A 22907-nucleotide genomic window follows, 5' to 3' on the forward strand; every position below is an offset into this window, starting at 1 on the left:
CTCTACTCCCCCTTCTTTTTCGGTTGACGATAGTAATACGTTATTCCACCAAAACCTGCCACCATAGTGATAGCTGCACCAATCAGAAGTCCAAGTACCCATTTATTTGCGCCAGTGAATGGTAACTCTGTGGATTTATCATCTGAAGCAAATAGTGCAATATTCTGATTTCCTTCAACAACTTCCACATCAATCGGTTCTTTAATTAATTCATATCCTTCGGGTGCTTTGATCTCTTTCAGTTGATAACTCCCTTTATATAGATACTCAAACATCAAATATCCGTTAGTATCTGTATCTGCAGTTCCAAGTGGAGTCGTTTCTCCTTTTTTATAGATCTCAAATGTCGCACCTTTTAACGGTTTTCCAGTTGCTTTTTCTTCATCGCTTAGCTTCCCATCCCCATTAGCATCTACCGCACTCCCAGTTTCAAATTTGAAAAGGCGAAGTGTAGCAGGACGAATTAATCCAAGATTCACATTGTTGATTTTGTACGTAGGGATATCAACATTTTCGATACTATTTAAATTTTCTAATAGCGGTGCCTTGTATCCTGGTGTTTTATAGGTTGTCGGATCAGCCTTCGAATTCTTGGTTGGGTCGTCTCCAACTAATTGTTTTGTGACATGGAATTCTTTTTTCTCTACGCGATCGCCAATAACAAACTCCGCAACATAGGTTCCTTCAGGTATTGCAGCAAAGGTATATTTTCCATTTTCATCTGTTTTAATTAGCGATTTCCCTGATGCGTCAACAAATTTCTCACCTGTTAAGCTAGCTTCAACTAATTTGTCTTTGTAATTTTCGTCAACCAAGCTCGTTCGATAAAGTTTTACTGGAATATCCTTAGCAAATTCTTCCAGTCCGCCTGCTGATTTATTTCCAATTAACCCATCTAAATTATCGTCATACCAAACGACACCTGTTAACTCCCGACCATAAACTCGCGTCCAGACTGCTTGTGATTCTATTGGCAGGTTTAGCTTTGAGTTCATACTGGCATCATTGACAAATACATCTCCAGCTTTTTGATCTGTAGGTTTAAGCTTCACAGTCAACTCAACTTCTTTCCCAACACCTAAAGAAGGAATCGAGACTAAAACTGCTTTGGCATTCTTTATTGAATTTGCTGGAGTTGTTCCCGAGACATAATTTGACCATCCTGAAATAGTATTTGGATCTGTCTTTTCATCCGCTGAGGAATTCGTATAACTGATGGTGGCTGCTGGCTCACTAACAGAAATTTCTTCAATCGTATAAGCTCCTGAAAGCTTGGTCCCACGAGAGTCTCCATCATAAGGTAAGACATCTAGTAACTTGGCTTCTGGAATTGCTGCAGCACTATTATTGAGTATCTTAACTTTATAAGTGATCGTATTATCCACACCTAAAGGATCTGTCTCTCCGAGTTCGATCGCTGGTTTATTGGCCTTCTTACTTAAAATGACTTGCTGAATTAGCATAATAATGAAATCATCTTGTGAAGAGCGAATCCCTTCAGTACTTTTATCATTTAATGTAGGATTCCCACTAACCCACATTTCTCCAACGGTTTTAACTACAAGACTATTCGTATATCCACTCTCTTTAAAACTCAACTGAGAAAAATCTGATTTTGCTTTAAATTTTACTTCTATTCCTAATTTACGTTGGTCATTAGTTAATTCATTGAATACCCAACGAAGGCTTGTTGTTCCGCCCTCGTTTACTGTGATTGTAGGTTCTGGTAATTTATTCCCATTACCATCGACTGAAGAATCAGGTTTGTAAGAAATACCTTTAGGTAGAGTGGTTGTAAGGGCTCCATCATAAGTAACCGTATCACTTCCAGTCATTACTCCGGTTACTTTTATATCAATATCTTGATTTGATTGATAAACTTTTTCAAATACCTCAGTCTTAGTAGTAATAGCCATGTTTTTTACATAGGCACTATCGCCAATAAAATTCCAATAATCCATGTAATCAGTGACTTTACCAACAATATTCCCCGAACTGTCAAATCTTGTCGGGACATATGTTCCATATCCTTTAACATTTGTATAAAAACCATTTTTTGCTGAGGAATAACCATTGTTTGCTGTTTCTGCTGGTGCTTGATATAAAATACCACCATTTTCTTTAAAAAATTTATGTGAGCCTGTGACCACTATAGGTTGACCGCTTTTACTTTTGTCTCCAGAATTAGCTATGACTATTACAGGTACTTTCATTCCAACTGTCAAATTTTTGTAGACACTTGGATCATGGTCATAGGCTGCTTCAGCATAAACTGCACTAATGCTCCCTTGTTTTTCTGCCTCATCAGGAGAATCATACCAATCGTACAAAAGTTTATCGGAATCGACTTGCGATACTCGCATTGTATAAGGTGGTGTTTGTTTTAAACTTTTTGCTATTCCATACTTTAAAATATAACTCCCATTTTTTGTTGACCATAGATCAAAAAGTGCAGCTCTCGATTTATCATATTCGAATGCTGTTGGATCCCATTCAAGTATAGAATTTGAACTTTTTGCTATAGTAGTGTTAGATGTAGCATCATACCTAGATAAATATACTGCTTGTCCGGTAGAAACTTGTGAATTACCAAAATTTTCGACGGTTCTGCCTTGACCTGGGGTTGAACTAGAATAATAACTTCCTTCTATTTTGTATCCACTGTCTGAAGGAGATAAAATTGTAGTATAGCCCCAATAACTCCCAGAGGGTGTAACATTATTTTGATAGGAAATAGAGGAATCATTAGATGTCGATATTCCATCATACGAAACTTTATCGACATATAAAGTCATAGTATATTGTGTCCATTTATTAGCAAGACTCGCATTTATAGTTTTTGTTTTATCCCAATAAAAAACCATTTCTAAACTAGAGAAGCTTTTGGCCATTGCTGTTTGTGTCCTGTTTCCAGTCATATTGTAAGTATATGGATTCAAAATACCGACATAATTACTATTTGAAACATCCGTTGTATATGTTCCATTCGTACTTACAAAATCTCCAGAGTTATATACACCTATTTTTTCTACATTTACTTCGGGTTGAGACATATATATTGCTCCCGTATTTGCATTAGGTATATCTAAAGGTCTTGTAAACTTATCGACATTAACTGTTCCAGTTTTCTTCCAAGAACCTTGACTTCGATTATTGATTGCAGGTGCATATGCTTTCATTGTAAATGGGTTGTACTGTGCAGTTGTTAAATCGCCGGCGTTAGCGCTACCTTTTTGCTTTATTTGATAAGTAATTGGTCCTTTTGGAAAAGTTGAACCCTTATAATCTTTTTTTCCAGGCAATGGTTGTAATGTTGTTGCTATCCCAACATCATAGGACGCCACTTTATCATTAGTTACTCCAAACACAGAGCTATCTTTTACTTCTCCCTGAGTCAATTTAACACCTACAGATGGTTTTGCTGAGACTGTTGTTATGGGTGATTTTAAATTCGATAGAGAATTCATATCATATACTGCATTAATATTCTCTATTTCACCAGTTTTCACATTCTTCGCATCCACTATCTCCAACTTAATTATCGGCTGTATTTTCACACCTTGATTAGAACCATAAACATTTAGAATTACTGGTACAAAAACTTGACCAGAATCGGATATCATAGACTCCATAACCCCTCTAGAAGATTGTGAGGAATCTCCTTCGGCACTATCAATGTATGTACCATTTGCAATTTCTCCATGATTTCGTGGTATAGAATCTTTTACTTCCACTGCATTGGGCATCTCAGCAATTACACGATATCGAATATCAGTATATTCAACGTCTTTCTTAATGTTTTGAATTGAAAAAGATGTCAGATAACTTATTTGATCAAAAGTCCTAACAATATCATTGTCTTCCCTAGAATCATTACCGGGTGAATCATCATTATCAAAATCTGCTGTTCCTGTCTTAACAGATAAATTGGCATCTCGGATAATAATTGGTGAGTCCTGTTCAGATTTAGTTTTGTTCTCATCATGAGTTGCGGTGCTTTTAAAAAAAACTGGTTTTTTTAAAGAATCTTTTTCTGTGTAATCTCCCTTTTCAAGTTCTTTATCTGTTTTGTCGGTTTCTTTTGTTTCAACAAACAATACTTTTTCATAGTTTTTTGGTGAGACTATTGACGCCTGATCTGGTGACTCATCTTCAGTTTTCTTTTGAGTAGAGCTTTCATTTTTCTCTTCTATGTCTTTCGGATTTTCTTTTTCAATAGTCTTTGTTTTCTCTGACGATGAGCTCTGATCAACAGCATCTTCGGATGAACTGATCTTTTCCTCTGTCAATGAAGATTGTGTTTCTTCGGAGACTTGTTCAGAAGAATCTTCTTTACCCTTAGTTGATTCTTTTGTTTCCTTATCAACTATAAAGTTCACAAGTACCTGACTATTCTTTTCGTCTTTTCGGTTTTGTAACTCTACTTTAGTCGCATCTGAACCATTTCGCTCAACACGCAAATATAGACTGCTTCCCTTTTCTAAATTCAAATAGTATGAATCTAGCTCTCCAGAGGATGTAATCTGTGCAAATTCGGGAGCCTTTTCCTTAATTTCTGAACTTCCCGTTTTTGAATCACTTAAGGCTTCCTGTCCACTATCACTACCATAAAAAGTAGTCATATAATTCTTCTCATCGAGAATGGAAACCGTTAATTGTTCGTTTTTCTCATCTATTAAAGTGAGTGAATAACCAGGCTCTTTTTTTACCTTATAGATCCCAGTCTCTTTTGCCACGACCTTGATCAAAGAGCTATTTTTAGTCGTCTCAATCAGTTGATCTTGATCATTTTTATCTCCTATAGGTGATACATCAACCAAATCACGAGAGCTTAATGCTTTTAATATTGGACCTTTAGGAGTGACCACAAAAATGAACACTCCTAAAAGAATAACGATGGGAAGAATTATAAGCATTTTTTGCGACTTATTCACTTTCTTCATTGTTCCCATCCTTTCTTAGCCTCTATACTGCACGTCTTTTTTTGTCTATCACAACTGCTGTGGTACCAATTGCAATGGCTCCTAAAGCGATCACGATCATCAATGTCATGCCGTCCCCACCAGTAAATGGAAGGTCTGTTTTCTCTTTGTTTTCTACATCAACTACTACATTTTTATGTGAATCTAAGGTTACAACAACTTCAACTGGATTTTTTAATAATTCATATCCTGATGGAGATTTTGTTTCGACAATCCAGTAAGATTTCTTGATTTTATCCTTTTCCCAAGTTGCTTCTGATGGAATTGTAGGATCTTGTTTCCCATCTCCATTACTATCTGTAAACCAATCAAGTTTTAACCCGTCAAACTTGGCTACCCCATCTGCATCAGATGTAGTTGTCAAGAATGTCACACCCGTTGGTAATGCTGGAGTTGCTGTGCCATCATTATTTAAGATGTATGATTTACCATCTGAAGCGAGAAATTTCTTGCCCTTGGCGTCTTCTTCGGATTCAGAAATATAGAATTCAGCACCTGCTAATTTATTCGTTTTATCTTCTGAAGATTTACTGATTTTAAAACCACCATCGAAATATTCCGGTTCATCACTCGTACCTTCAAAAGGTTTTTGGCCTGGAATCAAGTAATTTACATCATATTTATTTGAAATTGTTCCATTGAAGTCTTTTAAAGCCTTCACTTTATAAATAACTTGAATCTTTTGATCCTTGTCTTCCTCTACCTTTTTCATACCGTCATTTGTTAAACTTACAAGTACTTTTTTTTCTGAATTAGCATCAGCAGAAACTTTATTTGGAGAAGCTATTGTAGTTCCATTTAATGACACTTTATACTCATCGCCATTTGTTAACGTTGTCCAAGTGACACCGTCTTTTCCTAAAACTCTTACTTCAATATCTTCTAAAGCCAATCTCTGATCAATTTCATCGACTACTTCAAAATAATCCGCATAGATTTCTGTTCCTGCTGCTACATCTAAATCTGGTAATGGATTACCATCTCTATCAAACCTATTGATGATTGTCATATCCTGTGTCACCTTGTTATATAACCCACTTGGCAACTTCGTTGTTGCTTCCCACTGGAACGAATTTCCAGCTTGAATTGAGAATCCCTTACCGCCTTCAACAGTCTTATCTAATTCTGTATCTGTTACAATATTCTTGGGATAAACATGAACATCATAAATCAATTTACCCGTATCATCCCGTTGGGTTTGTGGTAAATGAGCAAAGAATGGCGCCATAGGAGAACTAATTTCTTTTAATGATCCTGTCTCTTTATCCATGTAATCGTATTTTCCTGTATCAGGATTCACAACTTCACGAACTAAGTAAATACCATCCGCTGCTTTTCCAGTTCCAACATCAAACGTCAATTTACCATTAGCATCAGTTTTGCCAGTCATCTTAGTAAAGCTAGTATCTTCTTCCCAATCCGTGCCTTCTTTTTGTTTCAAAGGATCCGTTAAAGCTGATGTATTTAAAGGCTTCACCTTGATTAACTCAAAGTGAACACCCTCCATCAATTTCTTACCATTTAAATCAGGAGCTTTGCTTGGATCTGGATTAATACCGTCTCCTCTATCACCAAGCTCAGATGTATTATTGATTTCATACTTCCATATCGTAATTGAGCGCTCTGATGTATTATCAGATACAGCATTTGAGCTGATATTTTGTCCCTCAGCATGTGCAACTAGAATGTTCCCTACTGGTGCCATAACAGAAAGGCTTGTAAATAATGTTGTTGTTAGCGCTATCTTAGTAATTAGTACCTTTTTCATTTTCATTTATTTATTTCCCTCGTCTCCTCTTAATTAGTAAATAAACCCAAAATCAATTCTATAAATGTAATCTAAAATTAGATTACGTTTTTTCTTAACAGCATTAGATATAGTTTTCACTCCTCCCACAAAGTACGTTTAGAAAATTTTCTTGTTACTCAACTAGCCTAAATCGAATTATTTGAATAAGTTTAATTACTATCGTTTTAGTGGTAAAATGAGGTTGATTAGCGATGAATATATCTTTAACAAAGTGGATATATTCTCAAATTTTTCTTTTTTTTAGTACAAACAAGAAATGTCTTATTTATACCGATAATTACTCTTTTTTTCCATTTACTGACGGTTCATGACGGCTAATAAACTAATTTGAATTTAGATATTATAAAAAAACTCATGATAAGAAATGAAGCCAACAGTGGAATTACACTTAATGGATTTCTTTTTTATCATGAGTTCTCTTTTAAGTATCCTTAATTTTTGAAGACTAGTGACTGTATATTTTCATAGAAAACGGAAAACATCCCTAAACAATTAATTACAATGCTGTTTTAACAATCATTTCCATGTTTTTAATAGCTTTAATTCGATTTTCCATCATAGTATCAGCATAAATATCAAGGGTCATTTTTATGGATGAATGGCCAAGAAGTGAGCTTACAGAAGCAATATCTGCGCTAGATTCTAAACATCTTGTCGCAAAAGTATGCCTCAACTGATGGAAATGGATATTGTTTAAGCCCGCTCTTTCTCTAATTTTATGAAAATGATATGTAATCAGTCTCGGTTCACAAGGCGTTTCATTGTTAGAAAAAATATAAGGTGTGCTTGTGTTATTTCTCTTTAGCAACCATTTTTTTATGTCATCGCTCATTGGGATCTTTCTTATTGACGTCTGTGTTTTAGTTGTTGAATAAATAATTTTTGTTTTTGATGTTCCATTGTGCTTTGGTATCCTTTGCACTGTATGAGACACATATATATAATTTCCCTCCATATCTATATCTTCCCATTTTAATGCGGCCAATTCCCCTATTCGCAACCCTGTGCGAAGAGAAAAAATTACTGCAAAACCCAAACCATCAATACTTTTTCTTGCCTCATTTTCTAACATCTTTTGTTCAGGAATTGTTAGTGAGCGAACTTTATTTCTTTTTTCCGAAGGTAGGTCCACATGATCACAGATATTTTCATTTAGATATTTCTTTTTTACACCAAATAAGAAACTACTTCGCAAAATTGTAAACACTACACGTATAGAGCTTGAAGACAGCCCTGATTCTTGCCAAATTTCTATCATATTTTCCAAATCATGAATAGTTAATTTATTCATCTCGAAATGGCCGATAGCTGGTATAATATATTTGTCTATTTTATATTTATATCCTGAATAAGTAGATTCTTTTATGAATTTTTTATTCTGTGAAAGCCAATGGTACATCCATTCTTTTACATTAATGGATAATTCTTCTGTGATTTCTTTACTATTATTATACTTCGATTTATAGAGAGATAATGAATCCTTTACGCTTTGATAGCTTCTTCCATATATGTATCCATAGACAATTCTTCCATCTTCCTTTCGACCTTTCTTATAGCGGCCTTCCCAACGACCATCTTTTCTTTTATAAATATTTTCTCCACGGCGAACCAATGTTTTTCCTCCTATTTCTTGACGGCTATTTAGACGGTTTTTACAATAAACATTTTATTAGCTTATTTCCTAAGTAAATAAACGTAAAAAAACATTTAATATCGTGTAATAATAATTTTTCAGATGTCACCAAAAAATTATTGACTATACGAATTACATTGATTACAATGTAATTAGAATTTTCGATGTTATTCTTAAATAGCCCTTGTTTTTTTTGATCGTTTTACAAATATTTCTTGTTTGTACTAAAAAAAAGAAATATTAAATCATTGATCTACTTTTCTTTTTTTACTTTATCATATTATTTAGTTATTTATATAACATGTTTTGGGTAAAAAAAAACCACGTTTTGTGTGGAATTAATTGAATAAACTTTAGAAATACCTTATCCTTTTATTTATAAAAAAGAAGAAGGTGTTTTTTTGTTTATTAATCAATTACTTAGTTCAGAAACCCAATTAGAACTTTCCCTTCTACAAACATTATTCGTAAATAGATCTTGGTTAACTACTTTGGAACTTCAGCAATACTGTAAAAAAAGTAGGAATACCATTATCAAGTACTGTGATCTTTTAAAAGAAGATGCTAAGAAAATGACTGCTCATGATTTGATTCTACATGAAAATGGTAGAGGATATTTTTTTAACGGCGGTAAGGAAGATTATCAATCCATGCTTATCTCAATTGTTCATAAATCTCTTTCATTTGATTTACTACAACAACTACTACTTAAAAAAGAAGTTCTTTTGAATGAATTTGCTAATGAACACTATACTGACCCTATGACTATTCGGAGAATGCTTAAAAAATTTAATAAACATACAAAATCTATCGAATTATCATTTCATATTAAAAAAGGGATCATTCATATATCTGGGACAGAACTCGCCATTCGTTTTTTTACATATATTTTTTTTTGGTATATCTATAAAGGAACTGTTTGGCCGTTCAATGATCTGTCAGAACAACAAATCTCTAGTTTTATTAACCATACATTTTCAAAATATGGAAACGTGAATGATGTTATTACTCATCAATGGAGTTATATTTTGGCGATCAATATATTAAGAAATTCTACGGGGCGTAAGATTTCAATGGGTATGCTTCCTGTTTTTTCTGAAGAGTTAGTTTGCTTCGTATTTGAACCTCCCTCTCCAATTGATGGAGATAATTTTATGAAACAGCTTAATAAAATACATGATTTTTCTTGGGAAGAAATTCTCTACTTTTTCCTTTTATTACTTACGGGCGTAAGGTTCTATACAATAAAAGATATATATTCACGAATATTATATTTTCATCAAAAAAATAACTCTATCATAAATGAAAAATTGAGATTAATTATTTCACGCTTTCCAGAGTTCAATCAAGCCACTATAGAAAATCAAGAATTAGCAACCAGTTTACTTATGAGCTCCTTGCTAAGAAGTATTTTATTTCCAAACTACACTGTACCGATTTCTGGCTATGATTATCAGGAATATTTGGATGTCAATTTCCCTTTTCTAAAAAAAGAGATGGCAAACCGACTAAAATGGTTGCAAAGAGAAGATGATTTTTTTAGCTCTTCTCAGGATTTTCTTTTATTACGTATGGTTGAGATGTATACTCTTTTGGGAGACCCCGTGGACTTCAATCCAAAAATTATTTTACAGTTAGAAACTGATTTGCCCATTACAATAGAGAAATTATTGAAATCATATTTACTCTCTCTCTTCAGCCCGTTTTATCGTCTGTCCATTTTTAGTACATTAGGTAGCGATAAAGCAATTATTCCAGATTTAATCATAACTTGCACGAAACCTAAAAATCAGACTGACCACGGTATTCCTATTGTTTATATCAGCCCCAATTTAACCAATAATGATTTAAAAGAACTAACTGCAGCATTTAATAATTTGATTGATGTTAAAATGGTCTAGTTAATTGTAGGGGAACCAGAGAGATAATTGAACTAAACTGCTTTCTGTTTAATTATGTAAACAGGTTTGGCTCATTGATTTTTATTTAATCATTACCGTTCGTTTCCTTAGAGTACATGCTTTTAGGAAATAGATTTTTCTACTTCGATTCAATTACACCTTCTTAACTGCTAAGCAGTTGAAAATCTCAAAAAAAGGTCACTCAAATAAGGTTTCTCCAATTTGGAGAAATCTTTCTTGTTTAATTCTCAATCTGCAATACCTTGCTCTTCGGATATGTTGAGATTTAATTCATTAGAATTTTCCAATCTTATTCTGAACAAAAGATTGATATTTGTTTATTAGCTGATCAGAAAAGACTTGTAAAATATGCAATGTAATCCCACTCACCTACAGCGCAATTGACTAATTACTGTCATACTAATCAACTGAATAACACTCTCTCCGAAGCTCAATAGTTTATTTTCACTAGGCTCATCAATGGCATGTTGAACTCAGACAATTTGTTGATTTCCTTTATCAAGTGAGTCGATAAGTGCATTTAATTTGACTCAATCTTTTGTACTACTCTTTTTTCTCTATGATAGTTTTATTCCAGTAGGCATCTAAAAGATAAACGATTTTGAGAAATATTGTCGATCTCAAAATAACTCCAGAACTTCCAATTTGGTATTATTTCTTGATAGTTTATTCTTAAATGGCTTGAGCCTTAATCAATTACGTGCCATTTTCATTAAGACCTTTTTGAATAATCAGCGAGCAAAATATGTGGCGGAGAATTATGCCCTTGAAAAGGAAAAACGTAAAATCTCTATTTGGAGAAAAGATGGGAAAGTTTTGTCAGAGGATGAAATACTTAAAATTGATATGATTGTTCCTCAGATTTTTAAAACGAACTAGCTACTGTTGTTTTATGTGTTACTTGATTTTTAAAATGGTTTCCTGACGGTCTAGCACCTGTAAGCCAAATAGATTAGAAGCAATCCAAAGTAGATGTGTAGCTATTAATGAGAACCATACAAATAAACACTTCCAGAAAAACAGGAAGTGTTTATTTGCGTTCTCAATTTAAATATGTTTTTTTATATTTCTACGGCTAACTCTGTTTCATATGGTATAGCTGGTTGGGCCCCATACCGTTGGACAGTCAGTGAAGCAGCTTTACTTGCATATGAGATTGCTTCTTCAATATTCTCTAAATCATGAGTCAATTTTGATGCAAGCGCACCAATAAACGTATCTCCTGCAGCTGTTGTGTCCACTGCGTTAACTTCGAAAGCAGATACAAATCCAGTTTTTTTCTCTGCGATAGAATAGAATGATCCTTTACTTCCTAACGTGACAACAAGGACCTTAACTCCTAATTCATGAATTGTTTTAGCTGCCTTAACTAAGTCATCTTCACTAGTAATTTTAACTCCTACTATTGTTTCTAATTCTATTTCGTTTGGTACCAAGATATCTGTCATTTGAATAATTTTTTCGGGCAACATCTCAGGAGCAGGAGCTGGATTAAGAATTGTAAAAGCAGCTCCTTTTTGAGCAATTTCAAAACTTCTTTCAATACTCGTTAGATTAGTTTCTAATTGAGCTATTACATAATCACTCGAAGAGATTTCTTTTTGATTCTCTAAAATGTGTTCGGTTGAAATTTGTTGGTTAGCTCCTCCATAGATTACAATACTATTTTCACCACTATCATCAACGGTTACATAAGCGCTTCCGGTTCTCACGCTATCCAAATGGTCAATTCCTGAAGTATTGATTCCATCTTGTTTAAGTAAATCTACAAGCATCTTTCCCCCATCATCATTTCCCACAGCGCCTATAAAATCTACCTGCGCACCACTTCTGGCAGCCGCGATGGCTTGATTGGCTCCTTTTCCACCACCATTCGTAAATATCTCTTTTGAATGAATCGTCTCACCTGGTTTTGGAAATTGTTCTGTTCGAATCGTTGTGTCCAAATTAATACTGCCTACTACTGTAATCTTATTCATCTCTGCACTTCTCTCCAATTGTCTTCACTTGCATGTACGCCATATTAAAAAATCTTAGGAAAAATACTTGATCGTATCCATAGTCAGTTTTCTGAACTTATCTAAATCAAGTTCAAAAGCAACTTGAACATTTTTATCTTTTTTGTAGACATCATCATAATCAACTACAGTACTTCCTAATGCTAACGTGTCACTAGTTTCTACTTGAACATTCATTGGATATACAGTAAACATATCCGGATCAATAACATAAGCAACAGCACATGGATCATGCATATGGATACCTTCAACGTGAGTTTCATCAGCCCAGAATGGTCGTGTAGTTGTCAGATTGAAAAAATCCAACAGATCAGCCATTGTTGTGGCTACTTGATTTCCTATAGTACGAATTTCCTTGATATCTTCTTCAAATAATTGAGCTTTTAACGTTACATCTAAACCAAACATAGCTACAGGAACTCCTGCTTTAACAACGATATCTGCTGCTTCAGGATCTACATAAATATTAAATTCAGCATGAGGTGTCATATTCCCACCAAAACAAGCTCCCCCCATAAAGGAAATCAGTTCGATTTTCTCTTTTAGTTCAGGGTGTGATAATAAGAAAATCGCAATGTTTGTTAATGGACCAGTAGCAATCAGAGTAACCTTTTCATCTGACTCTCTCAAAATTTTTGCTATCAAATCGTTTGCTGAAATATCCAAATCCGCGATTGTAGATTCTGGCAGTTCAGCACCATCTATACCTGATTCTCCATGAACATCATCTGCAATAATCAATTCACGGCGCAACGGTTTCTTTGCACCGCTAGCAACAGGTATTCCTTCACTTTTTGCAAGTGTTAATAACCTCTTCGCATTAATGTATGTCTTTTCTGGAAGTTGATTTCCAGCCGATGTAGTAACTGCTAATAAATCAATATTATCTGAAGCAATAGCCATCAACAACGCTAATGCATCATCATGACCTGGATCACAATCTAGAATCACTTTTTTTACCATTTCGAATCCTCCAATGCTTTATTATTACTATTTATTTTGTTGAATTTTTTCACCATGAGTGTAAATCATTTTTTTGGTGACAATGAATATTACGAGCGCTACCAATACTATTATTCCGCCAATTAAGAAAATATTGGCATATGTTGAAGCAGCTCCTGCTGTTGAACCAACGACACTGCTTCCGGACATAACACCAGAAGACATCATACCTCCAAATACTGCTACACCTACAGAACCAGTTATAGCTTGTACTAAATCATTTACACCTAATACACGTCCAGACTCTTCAGGTGTAACTGTTAGGGTTGCTGTATCAACAATTGGTGAGTAAAAGAATGATGTTCCAAAATAGTAAATACATGGAGCAAATGCCAAAGCCCAAACTTTACCATGAGGAATTGCAAAAGCAATTGCTAGCAAACCTAGCCCCATAAAAGATAAAGCCATAATAATTGCAGCTGAGCGTCCAATCTTTTTAACAACGGGACCACAGACAAACCCTAAAACGGCTGCTAACAAAATGGATCCAACTAATAGCAATGACACTTCTGCTGAATCAATGCCAAAAACATTTAGTCCAATAGCATTAACGCCTGCATTTAATGTGTAACTAAAGAAGTATCCAATAAATATGACTGACATCGTTGCAATCAATGCAGGATTCTTCAAAAAATCAGGTGTGATAAAAGGATTTTTCGCTTTATTAATATAAACGATAAACAATACTAACGTTACCACTGATGAAATAGCCCAAAATGCATTCATATCAGTGAAAAACATAGTCATTGCACCAGCGAATGCCCCAATCAAGATAAAACCAATCCAATCAATATTAGCCCCTTCTGCACGTTCATCAGGTAAATTTTTTGCTAACGAAGGAATGAATAAAACAGAGATAATTGGAACAGCAAACAACCAACGCCAATCAATTTTTGTAATGTATCCAGCAGCAACAACACCTAAAGCTGCTGAAAAACGGAAAACAGCTACAAAAATACCATAATAGATCACGCGGTTTTCTTTAGCAATATACTTTGAAACCAAAACCAAAAAGACAGATCCTGCGACCTGACCTCCAGCTGATTGAAGAACACGAGCAATAACAACTGCCCAAATACTGCTTGGACCAAATCCAAATCCTATGATAGAACCTAAAACGAAAATAATTACTCCAAATAATGTCATTTTTTTCAATGAAACAAAATCACCAAGTGCTCCATAAACTACACAGACAATTCCCAAAATAATTCCTGGAATTGAAGTAATTAGAGGTGCCAAATTTGTCGCTCCTAATTGTTGTCCAATATTGACAAAAATCATACCAAAAGCTTGTTGCTCCAAAATTCCAAAAGTAAATATCAATAGGATCAAAGGAATGGCTTTTTTTGCCATTCGATTCATTTTTTCAAACTCTTTACTTCCTTCCTCTGGTATCGGAACGCCTATAATTTTCTCATTTTCTTTTGTTGCATCCATACTTTCATCCCCGCTTTCTTAATATATATAAAGGGTTATTTCACCCATTTATCCTTTTTTTGTCAGCTCTCTTCTCTTCAAAGTATCTGTGAAAATCCTGCTGATTAAAAACAGGCTGATCTAAATCTAATATTTGCCCTACCCTTGTAATTGGAGGTGGACTTACATAACTTGCTTTCAAAACATCCGGTGCAGAAAAAATGATTTCTTTCTTTTCTCTGTTTAGAATCTGACCTTTTGACATGACGATTATTTGATCGAAATTCTCTACAACAAACTTCATATCATGAGTAATTGTTAGACATAATTGATTATTTGCTTTCAACGAAGCAATGATTTTAGTCAGTCGCTGATTTCCCTCAATATCTTGCCCACAAGTTGGTTCATCTAATATAATCATTTCCGGATTCATCATGAGAATTGATCCGATGGTACAAAACTTCTTTTCTGTCGCATTTAAATCGAACGGATGGACATAAAGTTTATTTGTTAGACCGACTAAATCAGCTATTTTTTCTAACCGCCAACGGATTTCCTTTTTAGGTACTCCCTGTTGCTTTGGTCCGAACTCAAATTCTTTTTTTACACTTTCCAAAAATAGCTGGTTGTCTGGATTTTGAAATACGTACCCAATTTTTCGTGACCAAAAAGCTGTTGTGTGTTCCTCCACACTTTCACCATTGATTAAAACTTCACCGTCACTCGGTCGTAACAGACCGTTTAAATGCTTAACAAAGGTTGTTTTTCCAGCACCATTTTGACCAATAATGGCAATTGGTTCTGTCCCTTCAAATACAGCACTGATACCATTCAGTGCAACTTCACCAGAAGGATACTTATGTACGAGATTTTTTACTTCAATCTTCATTCATCAACACCTCCTTCAACCTTTTAACAGCTTGTTCCTCAGTAAGAATAACCGAATGAGGAGAGTAATCTTTAGTTATTTCATAATAATCAGGTGCTTTCACACCATAATCCGTTAGCTTGGGATTACTAAAAATTTTTTGTGGTGTATCATTTAAAACTAACCTTCCTTCATGCATAACAAGAACTTTATTTGCTAAGTCAGCGACTTTTTCCATGTCATGATCCACCATTATAATCGTCATCCCTTCACGATTGAGCATTTTAACAGTCTTCATAATTTGCTGACTACCTACAGGATCCAGTTGAGTAGTACATTCATCTAAGATTAAAATTTGAGGCTCTAAAATAATTGCAGCAGCAAGGGCTACTCTTTGTACTTGCCCCCCTGAAAGCTCTAACGGGTTTCTATTTAATAAGTTAGTAATCTGTACTATTTCAGCTACCTTATTAATCTTTTCAATCATAATTTCTTTCACTAATCCTCTATTTCCTAAACCAAAAGCTAGCTCCTCACTTACTGTTTCCGCTGTATAGGATAGTTGATTGAACGGATTTTGAAAAACTAATCCAACCGTTTGTGATAATTCACCCACTCCAAGCTTTGAAATATTTTCTCCCCTTATCCTTATTTCCCCATTTGTATGACCTATAAAATAATTCGGGATTAATCCAGCTAATGCATTACATAAAGTTGATTTTCCGGCACCGTTTGCTCCTATTATCGCAACAAACTCTCCTGCTTGAGCATCAAAATTAATGTCTTTTAGCGCCATATCTGGGGCTTCATTGTATCGATAGGAAAAATTTGTTGTCTCGACTATCTTATTCATCTACTCACCTCACTATCTCCAAAATCGGATAACTATACAAAACAGTAGAAATACGATTGATAATACTTTTAGAAGCGTATCAATTAAACTCTGTTTAACATCAATCAAAGTTGTTGGCTTAATACCCTTAATACTAAATCCCCTTGTTTCGAGGGTCATGCCTCTTTCTTGTGCATCGGTCAGGGAAGACAGAACAACTGGTCCTATTAACGGTAAAAACGCTTTCGCTCTTTGCAAAAAAGATCCTGTTACCTCGACTCCTCGAGATTCTTGTGCTTCTTGAATGATTTTTACTTTTCTCTGCATTTGTGGAACAACATTGAGACTAGCTAGAATAAGGTAGCCGATTTTCATGTTTAGACCAGATTGAGTCAACGCAGCTACTGTTTCCGAATTCTTAGTAGTTTGCAAAAAAAGCGAAAATGCTGTTAGAAAAACTAACAAAGTGGAAGAAATTTTTAATGCATATAGCGTTCCTTCCAAACCTAGTTCAGCGAACCCTAAATCAGCTATTATTGTTGTATTTTTTGGACTGTATAACCCTTGAATAAAAATCAGCATAAATGTAACGGGGATTCCAAAACCAAGTATCAATAAACCAATTTTTCTACCTGACTTCATAAAGCAAGCAAGTACTAAAATTATTGCTAATATGAAGTATCCTAGAAATGGACTAGGATATATTATGCAGCCTACTCCTAAATTCAGTACTAGTAATATTTTGGTGATTGGATTTAAAGCTCTAAAAAAAACATATATTCTATTATTCATCTTCACAAATTCTCACCTTCAATTTTCCGCTTTTCCATTTGTCAACGAAGCATTATCCAATGGAGCGTATTGACTAGAGAAACGCTTAGGTATTTTTTTAACCAACCAATATACGATCAGAAAGACTAATCCTTTATCGATTAAATTCTCTATTAATGAAGTTGAAAATACAGAAAAAACAATTTCTTTTGTAGCGGCAATTAATGCTGCTGTTGCAAGTGAACTTGTATTAATTCCTGTTGCCCCTCCATATACAAATATAGTGATTAGAGATGAGGTAAAAGAATTAGTTAATGTACAAGCTATCCACGTGAATATCACTCCGACAATGTTCTTAAAAAAACCGGCCTTTACTAGATATCCTGTCACTAATCCACATAAGATACTGACAGGTGCATATGGAAAAAAAACTGGATTTGTTACAATTGCCAAAAATAGATTAGTAATCAGTCCGCAAAGTGCTGCTACCCAAGGACCAGCTAAGCAGGCTACTAAAACGGTACCAATCATGTCCAAAAACAGTGGTAATTTTAACGCTGAGCAAAGTGTGCCGCCAATCAAATTGATTCCAACCGCTATCGGTATTAATACAAGCACTTTCGTTGAGAAATTTTTACGGAAAAATGCTTGAAAAAGTTTTTTCATTGTAGTTTCCCTCTTTAATATGTGATAAAATCAATTTAAGAAAACACTTTCGGAAAACGTTTTCCTTGATTAGAATTTATCATCACAGTTTAACTTTGTCAACATGTTTTTTTCGATTGCTCAAAATTTTTTTAGTCTTTTTGACTAAACGTACTTGACCCTTTTTGAATAGGTTGAGTATGATGGGAAAGAGAGAAGAAGAGGATAAAGGAGAAGTATATGAATATAAGAGATATTGCAAAATTAGCAGGGGTTTCTGTATCAACGGTTTCTAAAATTGTGAATAAAAAGGATGCCAGTATTAGTAAAGAAACTCGTGAAAGAGTTTTAAAAATAGTTCATGAATACAATTACACTCCCTATTCATCTACCATTAACTCCGGGACATCCACTGGTTCAATCGGTATACTGATTAACTCTAGTAAATATGTAGAACATTCCCTAAAAGGAATCATTAACTATGCACAACAGATGGGGTATAGTCCGATAATTTTTGATAGTCTCGGAGATCACAAACAGGAGCTTAAAAACATTACTTCTTTAGGAACAAAACAAGTAGAAGGAATAATTTGGGATCCAATAAATGAAAGCAGTTTAAAAAATCTAAAGCATGTTGAAGCTTTAGATATTCCAATAGTATTACTCGGAAATTTGCAAGATGAATCGTCTTACTCCCTTCCATACGAAGAAATCGCCTATTTTTTAACGAAACAATTAATTGAAAGAAAGCATAAAAGAATAGCTTGTATTGTGGGAACTGATAAAAATATGGATCCCTTTCTTAGTGGGTATAAGAAAGCCCTTTTTGAATATAATCTAAAGTTTAATGATTCGCTAGTTATTGACACATTAGATTTGTCTATCAATGATTTTATTATTGATAGACAAATCTCTGGTTTCGTTTCTGCTGATTTTTATAAGTCTATTGAGCTCTATAATCTAACTATGCAAAGTGGTCTCAAAGCACCTAAAGATTATTCGTTGCTTTCCATTCGTAATAATGCAGAATTAGAATTTAAGAACTATCAAGATGCTCTTTCTACTATTACAATTAACAACACAGGTTTTGGTGAGCATGTATGCCGTACACTTATTAGTTTAATTACAAAGGATGAAGAACCAAAACCGTTTTATGAGAAAATGGTTTTGGATAACACAAAGTCACTTGGATTCCCTGCTGAAAATGAACGTCCTAAAATTCTTGTTGTTGGAAGTATCAATATGGATACTTATCTATATTCCTCAAAACTACCTCATAACGGTGCAACAAATTTTTTATCTAATCTAAGCAAGCGTCCGGGCGGAAAAGGTCTCAATCAAGCAATAGGTGCTGCAAAACTAGGGCACCAAGTACGTTTGATTGGCTGTGTTGGATCCGATAGTGAATCAAACACTATGTTTCAAGAACTTAAGAAAAACAGCGTCAATACTGAGGGAATCACGCGATCAGACGATACAGAAACAGGTCAGGCCTATATTTCTGTAGAATCTAGTGGTGATTCCATGATTTCAATTCTGCCAGGAGCAAATGCGGCGTTATCACCTACTATTCTAGAAAATAAGCAAGAGCTATTTTCTAATGTGAAGTACTGTCTCGTGCAAACCGAAATTCCAATAGATGCAGTAGAAATGACTTGTACATTAGCTAAAGAGAATGGTGCTAAAACAATATTGAAGCCGTCAGCTTCAAAAAAAATTTCAGATTCACTTTTAGCTAAAATAAATTACTTTATTCCGAATGAGGAAGAACTATCTTCAGTATGTCCAGATTACAAAACAATTGAAGAAAAGGCAGCCTTTTTGATTTCCAAGGGTGTCAAGAATGTTATCGTCACTTTAGGAAAACAAGGCTGCTTCTTAAAGAATGCTGAACAAGAAAAATATTTCTCAGCTGCTAATTTCTCCACAATTGACAGTACCGGAGCAAGCGATGCATTCATTAGTGCATTATCTGCATATTTATTAAGAGACTATTGCTTAGAAAAGGCTATTCAAATCGCTATTTATGCTGCAGGTTTTTTGGTATCGCGCGATGGCATTACAACAGCTCTAGTCGATCGAACAACTCTCGAAAGTTACATTGCAAAAAAAGAACCCAATCTCTTGTTAAAAGATTAGATTCAAAATCTAGGAATTTTAAACTGCATCTGTGCTGAATCGGTTAGGTCCTGATATCTGTAAACAGTAATTACTACCTGTTGTTTTCATGGTATGAAGTATTGATGATTGTTGAAATGTTCGAATACTTTTGATTGCTAGAACATCTTAGTTTGTTTTTATTCACTCTATGTAGATGCCAATCTAACACTAATAGAGATAACAGTGTTTTGTTTACTGGTTTGCTTTTTAATTTAGTAAAAAACCTCTCCAATAGGGTTTTCCCTACTAAGAGAGGTCTTTCTTGTTTAATTCTTAACTAGCACTGCTTTGCTATTCGGATATGTTGGAAATTGATTCATTGGAATCTCCCAATCTTGTTCCGGTACAGAAAATTGATATTTATTAACTAACTGATCGGAAAAGACGCGTAAAGTATGCAATGTAATCCACTCACCTGCACAACGATGCATAGCTTCAAATTTTCCGCCGCCTTGCGCGATCATTTCATATTCCTCTTCATAGGAAATGTGTTTTTCCTTACCAAGGTAACGTGAGATTCGGAAAACTTCTGGTGTCTCAATTGTTCTCTCGTCATGATTTGTTCCGTAAAGATCCAGTACTACCCAGCTGTCTTTAGGAATCAAGTAACCGTCACTCTCAACGTCTTGCTTCGCAAAAGCCGGAAGCATCGGGAAGAACGGGTAATAGCGTCGCATTTCCTGAATAAATGAATCCTGCAGTTTATTAAACTCCGCATGCAATCTTTGATAGATATCCGGTCTGCTGAAAAGAGCGTGCCCCATCAAGGCGATCCAAACAGTCAAAGCAACGGTTGGTCGAATCACATTCAACAATTCCACCGCAGCTACTTCAATCGGCAGAAGCTCTCCGTCATCATCTGTTGCCTTCGCAAAAGCGTACAGCGCGGTTTCCCCTTTTTCAGCTGCCGGATTTATCCGAGCATTTTCAATCAGCGATTGCGCCCACTTTTCTGACTTCTTACGATTTTCTATTCCCTTAGCATGTGTCGCAGGATTCGTAACAGCAGAGCTAATCATTGAAATCTGATATTCTGCTAATCGATCAATCTCCTCCTGATTCATTTCTGTCAGATCAATACCAGCCCATTCGCAAATGGAGCGGAATAAAAACATCCTTAGATAAATCAAACAGTTCAAACTCACCGTGCTGCTGATCCATTTTTTGTGTCAAATTTTTATCCAAAATTCGATGATAGTCGTCCATTCGTTTTGGCGTCATTAGCTCCATAAAAATGGATTTCCTATGCTCATGTGCTTTACCATCCAAGGTTTGTACACCGTCTTCTCCAAACAGTGTTTTTAAAACAATTTTGGGCATTGCCCCCGCTCTTTTGAAATTTTGCGGATTATAGAATTTCTTAGCTGCTTCTTTCCCATAAACGGCTATCACTTCTTTGTTCAACAGATGGGCTTTAACCACTGGTGCATCTGCTTCCTTGCGTAATTCTGACAACAGCAGATAGCCCTCTTCTAAACGTTCTGGTACATGAGTTAATTTGATTTTGATTTCTGGTACTTCTTTCATAGTGATCCCCTTCCTATTTCTATCTAAAATCATACTATCGTTTTTTTTAGATAAGAATCAAAGGAAGCGCTTGTGAATTTCAAACTAAGATAGACCTTACAGATTCATTTATTTTTTTAAGCATCCATTTGCCATATAACAATCGCTGTACATTCAGCGTTCTTAACAAAAAAAGGACAAAAGAAAAGAATAGATCAAACTGATCTATTCTTCTTCGTCCTCTTCTTCATCAAATTCATCGTCGTCATCGATCACACTTAGATCATCTTCGATTCCGCCTGGGACTACCTCTTCGTCATCTTCACTCGCATCCGCACCGATTTCTTGTAAATCAGAGTTGTATGCTGCGATTTCGTCGTCATCGTCGTCGTCGTCATCATCATCGATTTCATCATCATCGTCGTCAGCGAGCAGATCCGTATCTTCTGGATCATCGTCATTGTAGTCGATAGCATCTTCATCATCATTAATGAAGGCATTGACTTTCTTACGTTTCTTACGACGTGGTTTGTCTTCTTCTTCATCTTCTAAGCCATGGTTTACCTCTTCATCGATTGAATCGATTGCATACCATGAACGTAATCCCCAGCGATTATCGCCAAGAGAAATAAAACTTCCATCAATATTCAAATCGGTATAAAATTGTGCTAATGCATCACGAATCTCACTGTCTGATTTGCCAAGGTAGTTTTGGATTTGATTCACTAGATCCGAAAAATCCATTACATCTTTGCGTTCTTCCAGAATTGCGTGTGCCACTTCAATCATTGATAATTCATCTTTGTTCAAACCATCAAAAATACTAAGTTCCAAGTATGACACGTCCTTTCAAAGTCTACTCCTTATCATACAAAATCAAGCGCTAAAAAGCAAACCTTTCTTATACTTAAGTCGTAAATTCTAGCACCATATGATAGTCGCCAACTTTTTCCTCTTTCATATAAAGTGCGTAATCAATGGTGATCATTCCTGAAAACGGACGATCTTTCAAACTTACATGGAGGTTTTTCGCATACGTCGAGATCATAAAGATTCCAAATGGCGTTTTATAACTAGTCTCTAGTTTTTCACGATAAGCAAAACGCATCCGCATCCGTGCTTCACCGGAACGAATTAGTTGGACCTGTGAATCAGGTGTCACCTTCACTGTGACTGGAACTTCTTGCCCATCTGGCTGGATTTCTTTGTAGCGAATGTACAGGGTATCTCCCATTTTGACGACTTGACCTGGGAGATCAAATACGAAGTCCTCTGTTTCATTGTTTTGAGTAACCTTCGTTTGAACGTTTATTTTTGCGGGAATGCCTTCATTTATATTCAC

At 35.1% G+C, this 22907-nt stretch carries 14 protein-coding genes and 1 pseudogene; 2 read left to right on the forward strand and 13 right to left on the reverse strand.

Annotated features, from left to right (window positions below; translation table 11 throughout):
- Nucleotides 1-2: 2 nt before the first annotated feature.
- The 3 genes from IGI67_RS05330 to IGI67_RS05340 all read right to left on the reverse strand — a co-directional run bounded on the left by IGI67_RS05330 (nucleotide 3) and on the right by IGI67_RS05340 (nucleotide 8404).
- Nucleotides 3-4943 (reverse strand): SpaA isopeptide-forming pilin-related protein, encoded by a 4941-nt coding sequence (locus IGI67_RS05330; RefSeq protein ID WP_429957008.1) that lies wholly within the window; start codon nucleotides 4941-4943, stop codon nucleotides 3-5.
- A gap of 22 nt (nucleotides 4944-4965) precedes the next feature.
- Nucleotides 4966-6756, reverse strand: a complete 1791-nt coding sequence (locus tag IGI67_RS05335; RefSeq protein WP_429957009.1) for a SpaH/EbpB family LPXTG-anchored major pilin — start codon at nucleotides 6754-6756, stop codon at nucleotides 4966-4968.
- 532 nt (nucleotides 6757-7288) lie between these two features.
- The gene (locus tag IGI67_RS05340) at nucleotides 7289-8404 is read right to left on the reverse strand and encodes a tyrosine-type recombinase/integrase (RefSeq protein WP_429957010.1); all 1116 of its coding nucleotides are present in this window, start codon (nucleotides 8402-8404) and stop codon (nucleotides 7289-7291) included.
- Nucleotides 8405-8826: 422 nt separating this feature from the next.
- Between IGI67_RS05340 and IGI67_RS05345 the strand changes: the two genes are divergently transcribed.
- The gene (locus IGI67_RS05345) at nucleotides 8827-10326 is read left to right on the forward strand and encodes a helix-turn-helix domain-containing protein (RefSeq protein WP_429957011.1); all 1500 of its coding nucleotides are present in this window, start codon (nucleotides 8827-8829) and stop codon (nucleotides 10324-10326) included.
- 1082 nt (nucleotides 10327-11408) lie between these two features.
- On the opposite strand, the gene rbsK is transcribed toward IGI67_RS05345, so the two are convergent.
- Genes rbsK through IGI67_RS05380 form a run of 7 tightly spaced genes read right to left on the reverse strand, consistent with a single transcriptional unit; the run spans nucleotide 11409 to nucleotide 17920 of the window.
- Entirely contained in the window at nucleotides 11409-12326 is a 918-nt protein-coding gene (rbsK, locus tag IGI67_RS05350) for a ribokinase (protein WP_429957012.1), read from the reverse strand.
- 54 nt (nucleotides 12327-12380) lie between these two features.
- Complete coding sequence (locus IGI67_RS05355) at nucleotides 12381-13328, reverse strand: nucleoside hydrolase (protein WP_429957013.1); 948 nt, start codon at nucleotides 13326-13328, stop codon at nucleotides 12381-12383.
- Nucleotides 13329-13355: 27 nt separating this feature from the next.
- Complete coding sequence (locus IGI67_RS05360; RefSeq protein ID WP_429957014.1) at nucleotides 13356-14804, reverse strand: MFS transporter; 1449 nt, start codon at nucleotides 14802-14804, stop codon at nucleotides 13356-13358.
- A 40-nt stretch (nucleotides 14805-14844) separates the two neighbouring features.
- The gene (locus tag IGI67_RS05365) at nucleotides 14845-15672 is read right to left on the reverse strand and encodes an energy-coupling factor ABC transporter ATP-binding protein (RefSeq protein WP_207106736.1); all 828 of its coding nucleotides are present in this window, start codon (nucleotides 15670-15672) and stop codon (nucleotides 14845-14847) included.
- Complete coding sequence (locus tag IGI67_RS05370; protein WP_207106735.1) at nucleotides 15662-16504, reverse strand: energy-coupling factor ABC transporter ATP-binding protein; 843 nt, start codon at nucleotides 16502-16504, stop codon at nucleotides 15662-15664. The genes IGI67_RS05365 and IGI67_RS05370 overlap by 11 nt, the downstream gene beginning before the upstream one ends.
- A 12-nt stretch (nucleotides 16505-16516) precedes the next feature.
- The gene (locus IGI67_RS05375; protein ID WP_429958611.1) at nucleotides 16517-17275 is read right to left on the reverse strand and encodes an energy-coupling factor transporter transmembrane component T; all 759 of its coding nucleotides are present in this window, start codon (nucleotides 17273-17275) and stop codon (nucleotides 16517-16519) included.
- A gap of 18 nt (nucleotides 17276-17293) precedes the next feature.
- Nucleotides 17294-17920: an ECF transporter S component gene (locus IGI67_RS05380; protein ID WP_429957015.1), complete on the reverse strand. Its 627-nt coding sequence runs from the start codon at nucleotides 17918-17920 to the stop codon at nucleotides 17294-17296.
- 219 nt (nucleotides 17921-18139) lie between these two features.
- Between IGI67_RS05380 and IGI67_RS05385 the strand changes: the two genes are divergently transcribed.
- Nucleotides 18140-20038, forward strand: coding sequence for a PfkB family carbohydrate kinase (locus tag IGI67_RS05385; RefSeq protein WP_429957016.1), 1899 nt, complete (start codon nucleotides 18140-18142; stop codon nucleotides 20036-20038).
- A 287-nt stretch (nucleotides 20039-20325) separates the two neighbouring features.
- Here the strand turns inward: IGI67_RS05385 and IGI67_RS05390 are convergent.
- The 3 genes and pseudogenes from IGI67_RS05390 to IGI67_RS05400 form a co-directional block, all read right to left on the reverse strand.
- Nucleotides 20326-21586: pseudogene (locus IGI67_RS05390) on the reverse strand (cytochrome P450).
- Between the two features lie 204 nt (nucleotides 21587-21790).
- Nucleotides 21791-22399: a DNA-directed RNA polymerase subunit delta gene (gene rpoE / locus IGI67_RS05395; RefSeq protein WP_429957017.1), complete on the reverse strand. Its 609-nt coding sequence runs from the start codon at nucleotides 22397-22399 to the stop codon at nucleotides 21791-21793.
- A 73-nt stretch (nucleotides 22400-22472) separates the two neighbouring features.
- Complete coding sequence (locus IGI67_RS05400) at nucleotides 22473-22907, reverse strand: DUF1934 family protein (RefSeq protein ID WP_207106729.1); 435 nt, start codon at nucleotides 22905-22907, stop codon at nucleotides 22473-22475.

It is taken from the genome of Enterococcus sp. AZ196, from assembly GCF_050498845.1.
GTDB classification, from domain to species: domain Bacteria; phylum Bacillota; class Bacilli; order Lactobacillales; family Enterococcaceae; genus Enterococcus_A; species Enterococcus_A murrayae.

What these genes read in the sequence shown, in the direction of transcription:
- IGI67_RS05330 (WP_429957008.1), bottom strand. Translation starts at nt 4,943, where the DNA reads ATGAAGAAAGTGAATAAGTCGCAAAAAATGCTTATAATTCTTCCCATC.
- IGI67_RS05335 (WP_429957009.1), bottom strand. Translation starts at nt 6,756, where the DNA reads ATGAAAATGAAAAAGGTACTAATTACTAAGATAGCGCTAACAACAACA.
- rbsK (WP_429957012.1), bottom strand. Translation starts at nt 12,326, where the DNA reads ATGAATAAGATTACAGTAGTAGGCAGTATTAATTTGGACACAACGATT.
- IGI67_RS05355 (WP_429957013.1), bottom strand. Translation starts at nt 13,328, where the DNA reads ATGGTAAAAAAAGTGATTCTAGATTGTGATCCAGGTCATGATGATGCA.
- IGI67_RS05360 (WP_429957014.1), bottom strand. Translation starts at nt 14,804, where the DNA reads ATGGATGCAACAAAAGAAAATGAGAAAATTATAGGCGTTCCGATACCA.
- IGI67_RS05365 (WP_207106736.1), bottom strand. Translation starts at nt 15,672, where the DNA reads ATGAAGATTGAAGTAAAAAATCTCGTACATAAGTATCCTTCTGGTGAA.
- IGI67_RS05370 (WP_207106735.1), bottom strand. Translation starts at nt 16,504, where the DNA reads ATGAATAAGATAGTCGAGACAACAAATTTTTCCTATCGATACAATGAA.
- IGI67_RS05375 (WP_429958611.1), bottom strand. Translation starts at nt 17,275, where the DNA reads ATGAATAATAGAATATATGTTTTTTTTAGAGCTTTAAATCCAATCACC.
- IGI67_RS05380 (WP_429957015.1), bottom strand. Translation starts at nt 17,920, where the DNA reads ATGAAAAAACTTTTTCAAGCATTTTTCCGTAAAAATTTCTCAACGAAA.
- IGI67_RS05385 (WP_429957016.1), top strand. Translation starts at nt 18,140, where the DNA reads ATGAATATAAGAGATATTGCAAAATTAGCAGGGGTTTCTGTATCAACG.